The organism is Paenibacillus sp. FSL W7-1332 (assembly GCF_037969785.1).
GTDB lineage: Bacteria > Bacillota > Bacilli > Paenibacillales > Paenibacillaceae > Paenibacillus_AQ.
Genome location: NZ_CP150209.1, coordinates 4,968,393 through 4,985,865, shown reverse-complemented (window position 1 = coordinate 4,985,865; position 17,473 = coordinate 4,968,393). Strand labels below are relative to the sequence as shown.

The 17,473-nt window shown below is 49.7% G+C and carries 18 protein-coding genes; 13 read left to right on the top strand and 5 right to left on the bottom strand.

Going from position 1 to position 17,473, the window contains the following annotated elements; translation table 11 throughout:
* Positions 1–58 precede the first annotated feature (58 nt).
* Both MKX98_RS22400 and MKX98_RS22395 read left to right on the top strand, forming a co-directional pair.
* Positions 59–1,762, top strand: coding sequence for a methyl-accepting chemotaxis protein (locus tag MKX98_RS22400; protein ID WP_339218422.1), 1,704 nt, complete (start codon positions 59–61; stop codon positions 1,760–1,762).
* 109 nt (positions 1,763–1,871) lie between these two features.
* A complete protein-coding gene (locus MKX98_RS22395) occupies positions 1,872–3,152 on the top strand; it encodes an MFS transporter (protein ID WP_071220014.1) in 1,281 nt (426 codons plus the stop codon).
* A gap of 60 nt (positions 3,153–3,212) precedes the next feature.
* On the opposite strand, the gene MKX98_RS22390 is transcribed toward MKX98_RS22395, so the two are convergent.
* Positions 3,213–4,451, bottom strand: coding sequence for an MFS transporter (locus MKX98_RS22390; protein WP_339218419.1), 1,239 nt, complete (start codon positions 4,449–4,451; stop codon positions 3,213–3,215).
* An 8-nt stretch (positions 4,452–4,459) separates the two neighbouring features.
* A complete protein-coding gene (locus tag MKX98_RS22385; RefSeq protein WP_308116327.1) occupies positions 4,460–4,900 on the bottom strand; it encodes a MarR family transcriptional regulator in 441 nt (146 codons plus the stop codon).
* A 230-nt stretch (positions 4,901–5,130) separates the two neighbouring features.
* Here MKX98_RS22385 and MKX98_RS22380 point away from each other — a divergent pair, with 230 nt between their 5' ends.
* From MKX98_RS22380 to MKX98_RS22365, 4 genes are all read left to right on the top strand, one after another.
* Entirely contained in the window at positions 5,131–5,868 is a 738-nt protein-coding gene (locus tag MKX98_RS22380; protein ID WP_339218418.1) for a glycerophosphodiester phosphodiesterase, read from the top strand.
* Between the two features lie 4 nt (positions 5,869–5,872).
* Complete coding sequence (locus MKX98_RS22375) at positions 5,873–7,081, top strand: SLC45 family MFS transporter (protein ID WP_339218416.1); 1,209 nt, start codon at positions 5,873–5,875, stop codon at positions 7,079–7,081.
* Positions 7,082–7,234: 153 nt separating this feature from the next.
* The gene (locus MKX98_RS22370) at positions 7,235–8,245 is read left to right on the top strand and encodes a LacI family DNA-binding transcriptional regulator (protein ID WP_339224544.1); all 1,011 of its coding nucleotides are present in this window, start codon (positions 7,235–7,237) and stop codon (positions 8,243–8,245) included.
* A 111-nt stretch (positions 8,246–8,356) separates the two neighbouring features.
* Positions 8,357–11,578: a cellobiose phosphorylase gene (locus MKX98_RS22365; protein ID WP_339218414.1), complete on the top strand. Its 3,222-nt coding sequence runs from the start codon at positions 8,357–8,359 to the stop codon at positions 11,576–11,578.
* Between the two features lie 70 nt (positions 11,579–11,648).
* On the opposite strand, the gene MKX98_RS22360 is transcribed toward MKX98_RS22365, so the two are convergent.
* Positions 11,649–11,822 (bottom strand): hypothetical protein, encoded by a 174-nt coding sequence (locus MKX98_RS22360; RefSeq protein WP_194543616.1) that lies wholly within the window; start codon positions 11,820–11,822, stop codon positions 11,649–11,651.
* A 178-nt stretch (positions 11,823–12,000) separates the two neighbouring features.
* On the opposite strand from MKX98_RS22360, the gene MKX98_RS22355 reads away from it, so the two are divergent.
* From MKX98_RS22355 to MKX98_RS22345, 3 genes are all read left to right on the top strand, one after another.
* A complete protein-coding gene (locus MKX98_RS22355) occupies positions 12,001–12,624 on the top strand; it encodes a TraX family protein (RefSeq protein ID WP_339218412.1) in 624 nt (207 codons plus the stop codon).
* 57 nt (positions 12,625–12,681) lie between these two features.
* The gene (locus tag MKX98_RS22350; RefSeq protein ID WP_339218410.1) at positions 12,682–13,113 is read left to right on the top strand and encodes a hypothetical protein; all 432 of its coding nucleotides are present in this window, start codon (positions 12,682–12,684) and stop codon (positions 13,111–13,113) included.
* A 69-nt stretch (positions 13,114–13,182) separates the two neighbouring features.
* Positions 13,183–13,758, top strand: coding sequence for a macro domain-containing protein (locus MKX98_RS22345; protein WP_071220022.1), 576 nt, complete (start codon positions 13,183–13,185; stop codon positions 13,756–13,758).
* A gap of 98 nt (positions 13,759–13,856) precedes the next feature.
* Here the strand turns inward: MKX98_RS22345 and MKX98_RS22340 are convergent, their stop codons facing one another.
* The gene (locus MKX98_RS22340; protein ID WP_220684566.1) at positions 13,857–14,054 is read right to left on the bottom strand and encodes a hypothetical protein; all 198 of its coding nucleotides are present in this window, start codon (positions 14,052–14,054) and stop codon (positions 13,857–13,859) included.
* Positions 14,055–14,142: 88 nt separating this feature from the next.
* Here MKX98_RS22340 and rpiA point away from each other — a divergent pair, with 88 nt between their 5' ends.
* The 4 genes from rpiA (at position 14,143) to MKX98_RS22320 (ending at position 16,583) form a co-directional block, all read left to right on the top strand.
* Positions 14,143–14,859 (top strand): ribose-5-phosphate isomerase RpiA, encoded by a 717-nt coding sequence (rpiA, locus tag MKX98_RS22335; protein ID WP_339218407.1) that lies wholly within the window; start codon positions 14,143–14,145, stop codon positions 14,857–14,859.
* 49 nt (positions 14,860–14,908) lie between these two features.
* On the top strand, positions 14,909–15,358 hold the full coding sequence (locus MKX98_RS22330; RefSeq protein WP_071220025.1) for a MarR family transcriptional regulator: 450 nt from the start codon (positions 14,909–14,911) through the stop codon (positions 15,356–15,358).
* A gap of 30 nt (positions 15,359–15,388) precedes the next feature.
* On the top strand, positions 15,389–15,820 hold the full coding sequence (locus tag MKX98_RS22325) for a GNAT family N-acetyltransferase (RefSeq protein ID WP_071220026.1): 432 nt from the start codon (positions 15,389–15,391) through the stop codon (positions 15,818–15,820).
* Between the two features lie 127 nt (positions 15,821–15,947).
* Positions 15,948–16,583 (top strand): GDSL-type esterase/lipase family protein, encoded by a 636-nt coding sequence (locus MKX98_RS22320; protein WP_071220027.1) that lies wholly within the window; start codon positions 15,948–15,950, stop codon positions 16,581–16,583.
* A gap of 82 nt (positions 16,584–16,665) precedes the next feature.
* Here MKX98_RS22320 and MKX98_RS22315 read toward each other — a convergent pair whose 3' ends face one another.
* Positions 16,666–17,337 (bottom strand): tetratricopeptide repeat protein, encoded by a 672-nt coding sequence (locus MKX98_RS22315; RefSeq protein WP_071220028.1) that lies wholly within the window; start codon positions 17,335–17,337, stop codon positions 16,666–16,668.
* Positions 17,338–17,473 lie beyond the last annotated feature (136 nt).

Here is a 17,473-nt window from a genome sequence, read left to right as displayed (position 1 = left end):
AAATTTGACGAAAAAAGGTTTGGGGGTATACTACTTATCAAAGGTCGGGTGCTTGCGGATGAAGATAAAAACAAAATTAATTCTTTCGTCTACGATTCTTGCAGTGGTAACGTCGGTAATCGTAATTATCGCGTTTATCACTTCGAATATGACGGAGAAGAGGTTCAGCAAGATTATTGAAGTGGATCAGAAGGTCATTTATAACCTGACGCAATTGGAGACTCTATTGACGGGCGTCTCTAATGATGAACGGGGGTACCTATTGACCGGTGATTCGACCTTTGCAGAGTCATTGAAAGCGAAGCAGGAGTCCGTCGCCAAACTCATGGCCGAAACCAAAGGCTTGATGACGGCTGAGGAAGACCGCAACGTTTTTAACGAGATCGAAACCGGATATGTCATATACACCGAAGCCGTGAATGAGGTGTTAAACAAATTAGGGTATGACACCGGTTTTTACAAGGCTGTGCCGTTCCGGGTATATGAAGCTGCTTTTAACCAGGAACGCGAAGTGCGCAAGTCCTTCAGTACGCTTATCGCACAATTTACAGTACATAAAAATGAAGCCTTGGCTAAGCAGGCTGATCAGATTGCGGCCAGCAGCCGATTTCAGAATTTGATCATTATGTTGATCGGAGTTGCAGCCGTTGTTTATTTTGCCATACAAGGATATCTTCTTACCCGTTCGATTCGTCCTTTGAATCAGATGAGCGATCAGCTATTGAAGATTGCCGAAGGCGGAGGGGATCTGGTTACCCGATTACAGATCAATACGAAAGACGAAATCAGGGATGTAGCTGACGCATATAATAAATTGGTCGATGGCTTCAGGGAACTCGTCGTACAGGTGCAGGATACGGCCGGCAAAGTCGGTATCGCAGCTTCGACGCTGCATTCCACAACCGAGGAGATTCGTCAAGCTTCCCAGCAAACCTCAGGTATTATGGAAGAGCTGGCGGCCGGGGTAGAGAACCAGCTTCAGGATACGGAGGAAACGACGGCTACGGTAACGGACATGGCGGAAGGAATGAAACACATCGCGCATGCCGCCCAAGACGTCTCCGGCTTGGCAGCAACGACGAACCAGCTTGCGGCTGAAGGGGAACAGGCACTTATCCATACACTGTCACAAATGGAAGGCATACGCACCAGTGTGGATCAATCCGCGCAATCGGTGCGTGCGCTCGGCGAAAAGGCCTCCAACATCGGAGCGATGGGTCAGATCATTATCGAAATTGCGGAGCAAACATCATTGCTTGCCTTAAATGCCTCAATTGAGGCCGCTCGGGCGGGCGAGCATGGCAGAGGTTTTGCGGTTGTAGCGGCTGAGGTCCGGAAATTGGCTGATCAGGCATCGAACTCCTCCGTCGAAATCAGACAATTCGTCCATGAACTTCAGCAGGATATTGTTGATCTGGCCGGTGTTATGGAGCAGGGGACCCGCGAAGTGACCGAGGGCATGAATGTGGCACAAGGAGCCGAGAGGGCCTTTAAGGACATTGAGCAATCCGTCGGTGAATTGAATGAACAAATTCAGAGTGTCACCGCTGCAACAGAGCAGATGAACTCCGGAGCGGGAGAGCTTGTTCACGCCATCCGCCGAATCCAGGAGGTCACCGAGACGACGGCAGGGGGAACTCAAAGCGTCAGTGCCGCCACGGAAGAGCAGCTGGCCTCAATGGAGGAAATTACCAATTCCGTTGAAGATTTGAATGTCATGTCCAGCAAGCTTCGGCAGTTGATGTCCGGCTTTAAAGTATAAATAAGGAAAAAATGTATATGGGAAAAAACGGCCACCTTGCAATCATGCATATTCCGGGGAAAAGAACCTACAATATGGATGACAGATAACGCAAAGGTGGTCTTCTCTCATGGAAAACAAGAAATGGGATCTGGTTGCCCTTGCATCCATACCACTCATCATGACGTTAGGCAATTCCATGCTGATTCCCATTTTGCCGCAGATCTCCAAAGCTCTGGGGATCAGTTCCTTCAAGGTCAGTATGCTTATAACGGTGTATGCTGTTGTAGCCATCTTACTGATCCCGATTGCCGGTTATTTATCGGATCGGTATGGACGAAAGAAGATTATCATCCCTAGCTTGATTATTGCGGCATTAGGCGGAGCTGTCTCGGCTGTGGCTGCCTGGATGCTGAGTGGGACGGCGGCATATTACGTTATTTTGGCAGGACGGTTTCTACAGGGAATTGGTGCTGCCGGGGCATTCCCCATTGTCATTCCGCTTGTCGGCGACATGTTTAAAGAGGAAGAAAAGGTCAGTAAGAGTTTGGGCATTATCGAAACCTCCAATACGTTTGGCAAGGTAGTCAGTCCAATACTTGGCGCCCTGCTCGGAAGTTTTATCTGGTTTTTGCCTTTTATAGCGATTCCGGTTCTTTGCCTGATCTCTATCGTGCTTGTCATTTTTCTTGTGAAGACACCCAAGTCGAACAACGACGATAAACAATCCATACGCGAGTTTTTGAAAACAACCAGGCAGGTTTTGCACGAGAAGGGAAGATGGCTGTATGCGATATTCGCCATCGGCGGCATTGCGATGTTTGGCGTGTTCGGCGTGCTTTTCTATTTGTCGGAGACGCTCGAGAGCACTTACAATTTACACGGTGTGGTAAAAGGGCTGGTGCTTGCGATTCCGCTGGCTTTGTTATGTCTGTCTTCCTATTTAGCCGGTAAATTCACGGGCAAAAATAAAGCGGCTAAAAAGTGGACCGGTTTCGCGGGTATGGCCATTTTGACGGCTTCCCTTATTGTCACCGGATTTAGTTCGCAGATTTATTTTGTCGTCGGTATGATGACACTTGGCGGCATCGGGATCGGGATGGTACTGCCATGCATGGACACGCTGCTGACGGAAGGCATAGAGAAGGAGCAGCGAGGTACCATTACCTCTCTTTACAGCAGTATGCGTTTTATCGGCGTATCGCTCGGACCTCCAGTTGTCTCGCTGCTCCTCGGGGCGAATCATTGGGTGCTGTTCGGCACTTTGGCAGCCGTCGCGGCTGTAGGCAGTCTGCTCACCTTATTCGCCGTGAAGCCGGAGGCAAAGGAAGACGATACCGGAGGGAATTCATACCGAGTCGACTTCAAGAAACCCCAGGGCTTGAAAAAGAAAGGTCTTGTCCATAAATAATGGACAAGACCTTTCTCATATCTGGATATTTTCTTGGATTTGCACCCATTGCTAACTCTGTTAACCAGCAGCAGTGGGTTCGGTATCCTCAAGCTGTGACGTTCCTTTGATGCGTGATTGACAGGTTACCTGCATGATGATATAAATCAGGATTAACATCACAAGCGCAATGGCTGAATAACGGTACATGATCGCGTAGGAAGTGGATTTGGCGATGGAACCGAGCGCGATCGAGCCGATAGCGACACCGAAATCCAGAGAGTTAAAGAACATGCCGTTGGCCATGCCGCGCTGCAGCGGATGAACCTCCTGAATCATCCAGGTCTGGATGGATGGCTGCATTGCACCGAAGCCAAGGCCATAACATAATGCCGATAACAGCAAAGTTCCCGTCGATGTGGCGAAGGTCAGTAACAACAAACCGGCGACCATTAGAATAGCAGCGGGTATAACCAGTGCCTTGTGTCCATACCGGTCATAGATTCTGCCAGAGAACGGCCGCACCAAAATAATGGCAATGGCATTGAACAAGAAGAAATACTGGGGATTCCGGAGGTGAGCCTCGGCGCCGAACAACGCCATGAAGCTCAACAGTCCGCCGTACGTAATGGACATCAAAAAGTTAAGGACGCTGGGCAGAATCAGCTTTTTATTGAATGAACCTTTAGGTTGCTCCTCAACTCGAGGTTGAACCGCTGCGGGGCGCTCCATATTTCGTTTTGCTGATCTTGACGTCAAAACGTAGGCAAGCGGGAAGATAAGTACATTGATTATGACGGTGATGATCACAAGCGGTGTGAACCCCCCGTCTTGCAGAAGCGTCAAGCCGATCATCGGTCCGATCGACATGGCGAGCGTAGTGGATAAACCGAAGTACCCCATGCCCTCGCCCAGCCGTTTGATCGGAATGACGTCCGATGCCATCGTAGGAAACGAGGTGCTGGTCATGCCAAAGCCGATGCCAAACAAAACGCGCATCAACAGCAGAAAGGCAATGCCGGATGCCCAGTAATAACCGAGCGTGGCTGCCAGTGAAATGAACAGCCCGACGTACAGGAGCAGGCGCAGCTTCCCTTTTTCCAGCGCTTTACTTGACACGAAGCGGGAAGCGATCGCACTGAGGGCGAACACGCTGGTTATCAGGCTGACCTGCAGCGGGCTTGCCATAAACGCCTCCTTGGCATATGCGGGCAGCGTGGTCAGCATCATCTGCAGGGTCAGAAACAGAAAAAGGTTGCTGACCATCAAGGTGATGAATTCTTTGGTCCATAATCGTTGTTTTGTATTCATTTCATTCATGTGAAACATCACTCCTGTTTGTCTAAGTTGTGTATGTTGGCATTGATGCGCGAGAGTGTGTCCCAGAACATCTCTAATTGATGATCGTCAATGCCTTCGATTAACTGGCTTCCGCATTGACTTTCGATGGTTGTGGTTGCCTCGATCAATTCTTTGCCTGTATCCGTCAAAAAGAGCTGGAAAGCTCTCCGGTCGTTAACCGAAACGGATTTGCGAGTATACCCTTTTTTCTCGAGCAGATCCAAAATACGGGTAGTGGTTGGTTGGTCCTTATCCGCTTTGGCGGCAACTTCCTTTTGATTTAACCCTTCGTGCTCTCCGATGTGGTATAGAACCAGCCATTGCTCGGGGGTGATATCATAGGGCTTCAGGGCATTGGCAAACAAATGCGATGCGCGGCGATAGGTGTAACCCAGATGAAAACCGATGGAGGGGTTGCGTTTAGGCACTTTCAAGAAACAAGTCACACCTTTCATTTCAAGTTTTCAAAAATAGTTGTCTAAACAATTATATGCCTGACATGCAAATCAGTCAAACCATTCAAAAAATTAATTATCTGCATGACAGGGTTTCGTTCAACGATGTGGAATATGAAAAATGGAATGATAACATAGCTCTAACAATTGCGAGCTATATTTATAGTACAAACCAATATCTAACCACTCAGGAGGAAGTACAAATGTCACAATTGATTAATTTTGCACACCGCGGGTCATCGGCCATATGTCCCGAGAATACGATGGCTGCTTTTACCAAAGGCTTGGAACAGGGAGCTACCGGGATTGAAACCGATGTTCAGATGACGAAGGATGGAAGGCTGGTTCTGATCCATGATGAGAGTGTCGCCCGTACCACGGGGGCCGAGGGGCTAGTCAAGGATTATACATACGATGAGCTGGCCAAGCTGGATGCAGGCTCATGGTTTGGAGCGGATTTTCAAGGGGAACGGATACCGCTGCTGGAAGAACTGCTGGAATTAACGAAAAATCACGGCACGATTGTTAATATCGAGCTGAAGAACGGATCGATTCAATATCCTGAGCTGGAAAAGCGCGTGATCGAGACCGTAAGACATTACAATATGTCAGAGCAAATCGTCATCTCAAGCTTTAATCATTATTCCCTGGTGGAGTGCAAACATATTGATCCTGAAATACGAACTGGCCTGTTGTATGGCGAAGGGTTATACAAACCGTGGGAGTATGCCAAATTGGCTAAAGCGGATGCTCTTCATGCATACCATCGCGCAGTTCTGCCGGAATGGGTAGAGGAAGCGAAACAGCAGGGCGTAGTCTATCACCCTTGGACCGTCAATGACGAGGAGCAGATGAAAACCTTGATCGATGCCGGCGTGGCGGGCATTATTACGGATTATCCGGATATACTCGGGGGATTGCTACAAATTAAGGGAGCGTGACTTTGTGAAGAAAACATGGCTGCTGGGCTTTGGCTTTTTCAGCATTAGCATTACCTGGGCGCTGTACAATGCGTTTGTGCCCTATTTTCTGGAGGATTACATATCCAGTGTTGCCCTGATCGGTTTCTTTATGACGATCGACAATTACTTTGCCTTGTTCTTGCAGCCATGGATCGGAAGTCGCAGCGACAGGACCCACACCCGGTACGGCAGAAGAATGCCTTACCTGCTCATCGGTATGCCGCTTGGTGCTCTGTTTACCGCAATCATTCCGTTTCACAACGGGATGGCGACTTTGATACTGTTCATGGTCCTCATGAACCTGGCCATGAGTCTGTATCGTTCGCCTACCGTTTCATTAATGCCGGATATTACGGAGGAGAAACGCCGCACGAGAGCCAACGGCATCATTAACTTTATGGGCGGCATAGGGTCCATATTGGCTTTTGGCGTGGGCTCGGTACTGTATAGCGCACATCAGTCCCTGCCTTTTATTGCCGCAGCGGGCATAACGCTGGTGTCGTTGTTCATTTTGAGAACGTTTATCCAGGAGAAGCGCGACGCTCCAGGTTATCAGGCTCAGACGGCCGCCAAATCTAAAGTTTCCTTTAAGAGTCAGATCAATCGGACGACGGTGCTGCTCTTGGCGGCGATATTTTTCTGGTTTGTCGCATATCAAGGGGTTGAGACGCTGTTTACTTTGTACGGGAAAAACGAGATGGGGCTAACGGAATCGCAGGCTTCCTTCTCCCTGACGTTTTTTTCGCTCGCCTTTGTTGTGTTTGCCATTCCAAGCGGATGGCTTGGCGGTAAATTCGGCAAGAAACCGATGATTCTGATCGGCGTCAGCGGGCTGTTGATTGTCTTTGCGCTCGTACCATGGGTTGAGTCACTGCTATTGCTTCGCATATTGCTGACCGTAGGCGGATTATTCTGGGCTTGCATCAATATCAACTCCTATCCATTTATCGTATCTACAGGATCGGAGGACAGCATTGGGACACGGACGGGAATGTACTATTTGGTATCCTCACTTGCGGCGATCTCGTCACCGCCTCTTCTGGGCAAGCTCATTGATGGCATGGGGTATTCGATTCTGTTTTATTGCGCCGCAGGCAGCATGCTGCTCGCGCTGATCTGCGTGCTGATGATCCGGCATCAGGAAACGGAAAGCCCTGCAAACTCGCAGACCGCTTCCGCCAGCTTGTCCTAGCCGATTTGATTTTTTGATATCCGAAGGTTCGGCTCCTGCTGGTCAGTGTGTACGGAATAACATTGACGAGAGCTTGCCGGCACAGGTAGAATCTAATATCAGATAGATTTGAATTAGAATATGCCGGCAAAGGTGCAGGAGCTGATTCCAAGGTTGACAACGATTTATGATATTGCCAAGAAAACAGGCTATTCGCCTACGACGGTGTCGAAAGTCTTCAACAATTATCCGGATGTCCGGGAGAAGACGAGAGCCAAGATTCTGGCAACCGCGAAGGAAATGGGCTATCTTCCTAACGCAAACGCCAGATCGCTTACGACGAAGAGATCCTGGACCATTGGCATTCTCTTTGTGGAAGCTACGGGAGCAGGCATTCGTCACCCTTATTTTGGAGCCGTCATCGAAAGTTTTAAGAAAATTGCCGTATCCAAAGGGTATGATCTGATGTTCATCTCCAAGGATGTCGGCGGCCGAAGAAGCAGTTATGTGGAGCATTGCAAAATCCGGGGCGTCGACGGCGTGGTCGTCATTCTGTCGAGCAGCGAGGACCCCGATTTCCAGGAGCTGCTGGATAGCGGCATACCGTGCGTCATTCTGGACTCGTCACCGGAGCATGTGCATTCGGTTTACTCCGACAATATTGGGGGGAGCATGCTGGCACTTCGGTATTTGCATTCGCTTGGACATCGCAGCATTGCCCATATATCGGGCGGATTGAATACGTTTGCAGGCGAGCAGCGTCAGCAGGGCTATGAGCAAGCCCTACGGGAGCTTGATCTGGAACGAAGGGAAGAGTACATAACAGGCAGCGATTTTTTCTCCATCGAGAGCGGATATGAAGCCATGAAGAGGCTGCTGGGGCTGGAGGATCGGCCGACAGCTGTTTATGCCGCTGGAGATCTGCTTGCGCTTGGAGCTATCCGTGCCGTGCAGGATTATGGCTTGAATGTACCGGGAGATGTGTCCATCATCGGTTTTGATGATATAGAAATGTCCCGTTATATTACCCCTGCGTTAACGACCATACGCCAGGATACGGAGCAGCTGGGCACCGTTGCGGCAGAGATCCTTCTTACTTCGATCGAAGAACAAGACGCACCAGTACAGTCGGTTATGCTGCCGGTTCAATTGATTATCCGGGAATCCTGCCGCCCGGTCACTTAGGTGAAATATAAAGGCAGGACTCATTTTCGCCACTTTTCGAAACCGGTTTCGAAAAGTGGCGAACTCTGAATTTTGAATCAAAGTATGAACCCATTTAAGGAGGATCTGAGCATGTCAAATTATCGTTTTGAGAAGGATACCTTTGTGATCGAGCAGTATGATCACGCCAAACCGTTTTCCAGCTTCCTGCCGGGGATCGCTGGATTGAAGGGGATCCCGATGTGGACCTTTTATGTGAATCGGGGTCAGGGGATTTGCAGCTTCGGCATACGGGATAAGAACTCGCCGATCATGGAATTTTCCCCGGCAAATATCTCGTATAAGAATGTGTCGACAACCGGTTTCCGTACGTTTATCAAGATGGCGGGGGCACCGGTAGTCTATGAGCCGTTCCAATCCTTTCAGCCGGATTCCAAAGCAAAGAGAACGATGTTGATCCGTCAGAATGAGCTGTTCATTGAGGAGGAACATGCTGGTAACGGATTTCGCACGTCGGTGTCGTATTTTCAGCTGCCCGGTGAAGATTTTGCCGCCCTTGTCCGCGAAGTCAGCGTAACGAATATCGGAACTCAGCCTGTATCGCTTGAACTGCTGGACGGCATGCCGGAGATTCTGCCTTACGGTGTCGAGAATAGCGGGTACAAGGAGGTCGGCAATCTCCTGCGTAGCTGGATGGAAGTAGAGAACCTTGAACTGGGGATCCCGTTCTATAAAGTTCGCTCCAGTACGCACGATGAGGCGGAAGTCAGCGAAGTTACGAGCGGTCACTTCTATCTGTCGTTTGATCAGCACGGGAAGTTGATCCAACCCTTTGTAGACTTTGAGCTGATCTTTGGCGAAAACACTTCATTAATCCACCCAGATCGATTTGCCGTGAGCTCGGTGGAAGCTTTGATGAACGCCAAGCCGTATGCCGTCAACAAAGTGCCCTGCGGATTCAGCGGGGTGTCGGCTACGCTTGAACCTGGGGAGACGGTGACGGTTTATACGCTGGTAGGCCATGTGAACGATATCGGCAAAATCAATAAGCGCTCCAAAGATTTGTGTTCGCCTGCCTATATCCTCCGTAAACGCGAGGAGGCCTCGGCGTTGACACGGGAATTAACCGAGGATGCTGCAACCAAAACGGGATTACCGCTATTTGATGAATATAGCCGTCAGTCCTATTTGGACAATTTTCTGCGGGGCGGATATCCGTTCCTATTCGATAATGGGAAGGAAGGGGCTGTTGTCCATCTATACTCCCGCAAGCATGGGGATCTGGAGCGGGATTATAACTTCTTTTCTCTTGCGCCGGAGTACTATTCACAGGGGAATGGAAATTTCCGGGATATGAATCAGAACCGCCGAAATGACGTGTTTTTCCACCCGAAGGTAGGTACATTCAACATCCGGATGTTCTTCAGTCTCATTCAAGCCGACGGATATAACCCGCTTAGCGTAGAAGGAACGAAATTCCGCGTGAGTGAAGGGAAGAAACAGGAACTGGAGAAGCTGCTGCGGGCCTCCGCGGCTCAGGAAGATTATGAGAAGCTGGCCAAAGCATGCGACGGGGATTATACGCCGGGTAAAATCATCAACGCGATTTCGGATCAAGGCATCAGGCTGGAGATCAGTGAGGAACGGTTCCTGTCCGGGCTGTTGACGATATCCGATCAACATTTTGCCGCTTCGTTCGGCGAAGGGTTCTGGTCGGATCATTGGACTTATAATATGGATCTGGTTGATACCTACTTGGATATATATCCCGACCGTTATGAGGAACTGTTGTTTGGCGAGAATGCGTATACGTTCTTTGACAGCCCGGTGTTCGTCCTTCCGCGGAGTGAGAAGGTAGTGATCAGCCGGGGCAAGGTACGGCAATATGGTGCGCTGTTGGAGGACGAGGAGAAACTGAACAAGCTCGGCAGAAAAAGGAACGCTGCGGAATGGCTGCGTGTAGATGGCGGACTAGGCGACATTTACCGCACGAATCTGTTTGTCAAAATGATCTCATTATCCCTCAATAAAATGGCAGCACTCGACCCTTACGGGATGGGGGTAGAGATGGAGGCGAACAAGCCGGGCTGGAATGACGCGATGAATGGTTTGCCGGGCCTTTTTGGGTCGGGCATGAGCGAAACAATGGAATTGAAGCGAATGGTCGCATTTATCGTGGATGCGGCCGAGCGGTTCGGCCATCGAGTGATTCTGCTACCGGAGGAGATTGCGTCTTATTTAGAGAGCGTATACGAAGCCGTACAGCTATACCAGTCCGGCTCACTGGACTCATTCGGTTATTGGGACTTGGTAGCGGGGCAGCGTGAATCCTATCGTGCATCGGTTCGGTACGGGATTAGCGGCCGGGAGGTTGAAATTTCGGTGAAGAACGTGAAGAGCATGTACGAAGCCTTCCTGAATAAAATCGAAGAAGGAATCCAGCGTGCCGAGCAGATGGGTGGCGGAATCGTGCCAACGTATTTCCGTTTTGAAGCCGAGCGATTTGAAAAGGTTCGGGATGCAGCGGGAAACCCGGTGATTACCCGCTATGGTTTGCCTGCCGCAAAAGTGCTTGAATTCAAGGCTTATGCGCTCCCGCATTTTCTGGAGGCACCGGCTCGCGGCATGAAGCTCGCCGATGAAGGCCGGGCGAGAACGATGTATGACCGGATCAAGGCATCCGATCTGTATGATTCCGCGCTCGGAATGTATAAAACGTCCGTCAGCCTGGAGGGAGAAACCGATGAGATCGGACGCATCCGTGCATTTACAGCCGGCTGGCTGGAGCGGGAATCCGTATTTTTGCATATGACCTATAAATACTTGCTTTCATTATTAAAAGCCGGATTGTATGACGAGTTTTTCTCGGAGATCAAAACGTCCCTCATCCCTTTTCTGGAGCCGGCTGTTTATGGACGCAGCACGCTGGAGAACTCCTCGTTTATTGCCAGCAGCGTGAATCCGGATCCCCACGTGCATGGACGAGGTTTTGTGGCAAGGCTGAGCGGATCGACGGCCGAATTCCTAAGCATGTGGATTACGATGATGGCAGGAAAAAAGGTATTCCGATACGAAGGCAGCCAGCTGCAGCTTCATCTGAACCCCGTTCTCCCAGCGTGGCTGTTTGACGAGAATCAAGAAGTGTCGTTCACCTTCCTTGGGACCGTCAAGGTGACGTATCGCAGCGAGCGCGCAGCCAATACGTACGGTCAGGACGGCGTTACGATTCAGCGTTTAACTCTCACTACGGTGGGAGGAGATTCGATCGAGGTCGATGGGCCTCATATTACAGGTGAGTTGGCTCATGAAGTCCGTAACGGGAACATCCGGTCCATTCACGCTGTAATGAAATAGAGGAAAACGCAAGCAAACAGGCCACCCGAGATGAATCGGGTGGTCTATTCACTGTTATTTGAAGTTCTGTTTATTCATTAGGGGGCTTTTTGTTATTGCTTGACATGGCCGAGCCAAACGTAATGCCAATGGCGGCACCGATCGCTATGCCGATAGCGATATTATCCATGGCAACACCAATGGCTACCCCAACGCCGACCCCCATGCTTATCCCAAGGGCCATGTTGTTCTTTTTCTTTTCCATACGACCGTCACCTCTATCTGCTATTGTTTTTATTATAGAGGATATTGGACGTGGATGCCGGATATCCGCTGCTTCATGTTTTCTTCGCTTGCAAGTCCCAGTGTTGCAACCCATAATAGATATATCGATTTGAAATACATATGAATTCAACATCTTCGAGTGCGAGGAGGGGGTTGTCATGCAGTGGATCGCCATGCTGACGATGCTGATCGATCATGTAGGGCTTGTGTTTTTTCCGCATCAGGAGATTTGGAGAATCATCGGCCGCATTGCTTTCCCAATCTACGTCTATGCTCTCGTTCAGGGGCACCGCTACACTTCTTCGAGAACCAAGTATATCATTCGGCTGGCCGTTATTGCGGTGATCTCCCAAATTCCTTATCAGCTTGCGCTGGATCCTGAAGGGTTGAATGTGGTCATTACCCTGGTTGCTGGAGCTATCGTTTTATATGTGCTGGAACGTTCGGAATCCCAGCTGTTATCGTGGATGGTTGTTGTTGCCGCCTGTGCCCTAATGAGTGAATTTCCGTTTGATTACGGAGCTTACGGACTGCTGTTGATTTTGATTTTCCGCTATGCTCAGGCCAGCTGGCTTGTTCCGCTTCATATGGTGCTGAACCTGGTATTCTGGTTCCTTAATAACTGGGAGCTGCAGATGTGGAGCGTCATCCCGACGGCTGTGATAGCTTATGGCCCGCATGCATGGAGGAAACTGGAGTCTATCCGGGTGAGTCGCTGGGTATGGCGTTCATTTTATCCTCTGCATTTAATGATTATTGCGTTATTACGGGTGATTGTATAGAGATGCACTCTTTAGGTTACCGGTTGATGGATTGATTATATACAAGGAGAGACATACATGTTGAATATCGCAATGGCTGCCTGCATCCTATTGTTCGCAGCGGCGGGTTACATCGCATTCATGAATTCCAAATTAATTGCGGATAAAAAACGGGAAGCATACATTCCTCCGCCTGCTTCGGAATATACCGTTTATATGACGCCTCAGTTCACGGAGGAGGACAAAAGATCGATGAGTCCGATCGGCGTCATGGAATTTCGCGACCCGCAAGGGATGATGAAGGTATATCTTTGCCGGGTCAGGAATGCATCCGAGGATCTGAAGCTGGAGCAAGCCGGCAATGTGTTTCTTCATCATTTGACGAAGTCCAGGGACACTGGCACGCTGATGTTTTACCGCACGTTGGAGGAGGCGCTGCAAGGACCGGAAGAGAAGAGTTTGACCGACCGACTGTCTGCAGCTGCCAAAAAAAAGCCGAGAACAGAATAGGCAAACAGGGTCAATCCACCCACTAGCGGGGTAATAAAGAAATAAAAGACCGAAAGGAGATTTTCCGAAATGAAAACATTTAAAATCGGAAGGACATCGGTCTCCGTCTTTATAGGCGATATTACGACATGGACGGGCGACATTATCGTCAATGCTGCAAATTCGGGACTGCTGGGTGGAAAAGGCGTGGACGGCGCAATTCATAGCGCCGGCGGGCCGGAAATCATGGAGCAGTGCATGGAAATTCGCAAGCAGCAAGGCGGCTGCCCGCCAGGCAATGCTGTGATTACCGGTGCAGGCCGGCTGCCTGCCCAGCATATCATTCATACGGTCGGCCCGATCTGGGAGGGCGGCGGACGGCGTGAGGAGCATACGCTGGCGGAATGCTACCGCAACAGTCTCCTGCTTGCAATCGAGGTGGGTGCCAGAAGCATCGCCTTTCCTAATATAAGCACGGGTATCTATGAGTATCCTAAGGCTCCGGCATGTGACGTTGCGTTAAAGGCGGTTACGGAGCTGCTTGAGGAGGATCTGCCGGATAACCGCCTGGATCGGATTGACTTCGTTTGTTTTTCTCCTGATAATGAAGAGCTTTATATCCATTGGCTTGAGCAGTACACACAGGAGAAGGAGGCGCAAGTATAAGAAAAACCTTATCGACGCACATTCTCAGAAGACAGACCGCGATTCATTAATAAAAATCAGGGGCGCAGTTAGCGCCCCTGACGTTTTGTCAGTCGACTTTACATATGATATGAACCGCTTGGCTCAAACAGCACCCATTCCAGCATCGTGATCATATCGTCGAGGCGGGTTTCCTGATTGAGAAGGGAGGCTCGCTCCGGACTGTTCTCCTCAAGAGCAGTCAAGCGAGTGTGCAGCTTTTTCTTCTGCATCGTAAGTTCATTGATCTTGGATTTGATTTGGTTCTCGGTTCGCATAAGTATAATCCTTTCGTTTGTATGAAATCCATCTGTTTACCCCATATTATAGCATTTGATTCAGCTTAAGACGAAGGAGCGGATTCACATGGAAAGTGAATATAATATGAAGAAAATCGCGGCGGAGCATGCCGCCAAGTATGTTCAGGATGGGATGAAGATTGGGCTGGGCACAGGCTCAACCGCTTATTACGCGATTCTCAAAATCGGTGAGATGGTCCGATCCGGACTCTCGATTCAGGCCGTGGCTACCTCTGAAGCTTCGGAGAAGCTGGCGATGGAACAAGGGATATCCTTGACGCCTATCCATCAGATCGCTCGCTTGGATCTGACGATTGACGGGGCGGATGAGTTGGATGACCAGCTCCGTTTAATCAAGGGAGGGGGCGGAGCGCTTCTCCGCGAGAAGATCACGGCTTTTCACAGTGAACGGCTCGTGATTGTAGCGGATGAAGCGAAAACCGTAGCTCAACTCGGCACTTTCCCGCTGCCGGTTGAGATTGTCCCTTTTGCTTTTGAGTGGACGGTTCGGTCACTAGCCCAGCTTGGTTGTTCGGTGGAGATCCGCCGTAAGCAAGATGAGGGATTTTATGTTACGGATAACGGGAATTATATAGCTGATTGCCGGTTTCAGCATATTGCCCGTCCTGAGGAATTGAGCTCTCGGCTAGACGCCATTCCTGGCGTGGTTGAACATGGGCTGTTTATCGGTATAGCTGACCAAGCGATCATCGGCTGCCAGGATGGAACGGTACGGATATTACATTCCGGGAGCATAGAAGCAAAGAATACATTTGACAGTTGATCCGGCGTTCATTAACCTTAATAACATGATATCTTTCGGAGGGTGAAATATGTCGGATATTCAAGAACACGAGGATACCCCGTTACATTTGCTGGTTGTCCTTGCCAGAGCTTATAACGCAGTGATGACACATTCGCATCGCAGCATCAATAGTCACGGATTGAACTCCACCGAATTCGGCGTATTGGATGTGCTCTATCACAAAGGACCGCAGCCGCTGCAAAAAATAGGCGAAAAGGTGCTCATTTCCAGTGGTAACATTACATACGTGGTGGACAAGCTTCAAAAGAAAAACCTGCTGGTTCGCCGGGCTTCCGCTGAGGATCGCCGCGTCATTTATGCTGAGCTTACCGCAGAGGGAAAGGAATTCTTTGAAGCCATCTTTCCTCAGCATCAGGAATTGATGGTTAAGGTGCTTAGCGGCTTGTCGGAAGACGAGAGAGCGCAGGCGGCGATGCTGCTGCGTAAGCTTGGGATCAGTGCGGAGAAGATGTTATAGACCTATAGAAGTTTTAGATTGGAGATATGTATGCTTAAAGATATAACGATGCAAGCGATGCAACCCGAAGTAAAGGAACTGCTCAGTTACTCGGTATTTCCGGATCCGGAAGCCGTGGATCAGGCGGCTGCTGCTTATGAGACGGGCCCAAGCCGGTTGTTTGGATTTGAAGAGGACGGTCTTCTCTTAGGAGTCATCGGTTTTGATGTCGACCAGGACGAGCTTACCATTCGGCATCTTGCCGTTCTTCCGGAGAATCGGGGAAAGGGATATGGACGAGGATTGATTTTGGAGTTGCTCCTTGAGGTCCAGCCTAAGCCGGCCCGAGTTATTGCCGAAACGGACGAAGATGCCGTAAACTTCTACCGCAGTATCGGCTTTGAGGTGTACAGCCTGGGAGAAAAGTATCCGGGTGTTGAAAGATTCCGCTGTATTTACGAGGTGGAGGAATCCGAAGAATAGGCTATTCTTATCCAAAGCATGTTTGCCGTCTTCGAGTGGAATTAAAATTGCCATTCAAGACAATAGACCCGTTTCGCAATGGGGGTACTCCTCATATAATGTCGTAACGAGCGGGCAGGGGGTGAACATGTTGGTGTACCATTATACCGCTGTCGGCGATTCCTTGACCTTCGGGTTTGGGGCGATGCCTGGCAGCGGTTTTGTTCCGTTATACCGCCGGATGGCGGAGGAGAAGCTTCGCCAGTTCGTGGCCCATGAGAATCTCGGGGTCAATGGATTAACCTCGGATGAGTTATACGATCGGGTCGTTCAGCTTCCTACGTATCGCTTTCACCTGCAGCAGGCTCAGATCATCACGATATCGATCGGAGGGAATGACTTGATACGTGCGGTAAAGTCCACGGGAGGCCGACCGAATCGGGAGGTGCTGGATGCTGCCTTGTATCGATGTCAGAATCATGTGGCTAATACCATTAGACATATCCGTAAAATAAAGACTCCGGTCAGCAAACCTTATTTTATTCGCGCTATCGGTCTGTATAATCCATACCCGGCCTGGACGGAGGCAACGGAATACGTGATTCGGTTCAATCGGCACTTGATGGGGCTAAGTGACGGTTATTTTCGAGTAGCTGATATTTACGCACAATTTTCAGGCCGAGAGAAAGAACTGATGTCGGTGGACGGTTTACACCCGAATGGCCGAGGGTACCGGGTGATCGCGGAACAATTAAACCGGCTTGGGTACAAGCCGCTTGCATAACCAATCGAATGATTAAGAAAAAAAGGGTGTCCCCTGGTCTCTCGACCATGGGACGCCCTTTGATTTATGTAATCCTTATTAATTATAATAATTTCCTGAAAAAGCTTCGTACGGCCCATTTGCGTTCTTGCCGTTTTTTGTATTTCGGCAGTGACCGGTATACATCCATAGATTCCTGATAAGACTTCTTGGCATCCTCGGTCCTTCCCAGCGATTGATACATATATCCCAGCAAATAAAAGGCTTCGCTTGAAGAAGAGTGAATGGAATGGAACTGCTCTAAATAATGGAGCGCCTTCTCCCGATCCGAATCCCGAAATGCATCGGCAAGCCTAAGATAAGGCCGGCCGTATTTGACCCTCGGGTTGATCTCCAGGGCCCGGATAATATCCGACTCCCCTTGCGGTATGCTGCCGGTATGCAGCCGTGCGTTTCCGATATCGTCCCAGAACTCGGCGGAGTCCTCCAAGCTGGATTCAATGGATTCAAGGAGCTTCAAGGCTTCCCCATACTTACGTCGCTCCAGAAGCAATCTGGCAAGCTCGTGCCTTGATGAAACGTCGCTGGGGCTAACTGCAATCTGTCTGCGCAGCTTGGAAATATTACGTGCGCGCTTAATTGGCTTTGTCACGCTGGGAAATACCCCGACGAAGCGGCGGTCCAGCACATACACGATGAGCAGCAGCACCAGGATCGCCGTAATCGGATTACCGAAGATGTAGAACAGAAATCCAAAAATGATGAGTTTAAACAAAAGGGATCCCTCAATTTCTATGTGAAGTTGTAACACAAATTATACCATAACATGGATTTATTTAGGTGGAAATACGATCGGTTCCATAGACCTTGAATACATGCGCATGTCGGAATAGGCCATAGGTATTGAAAGA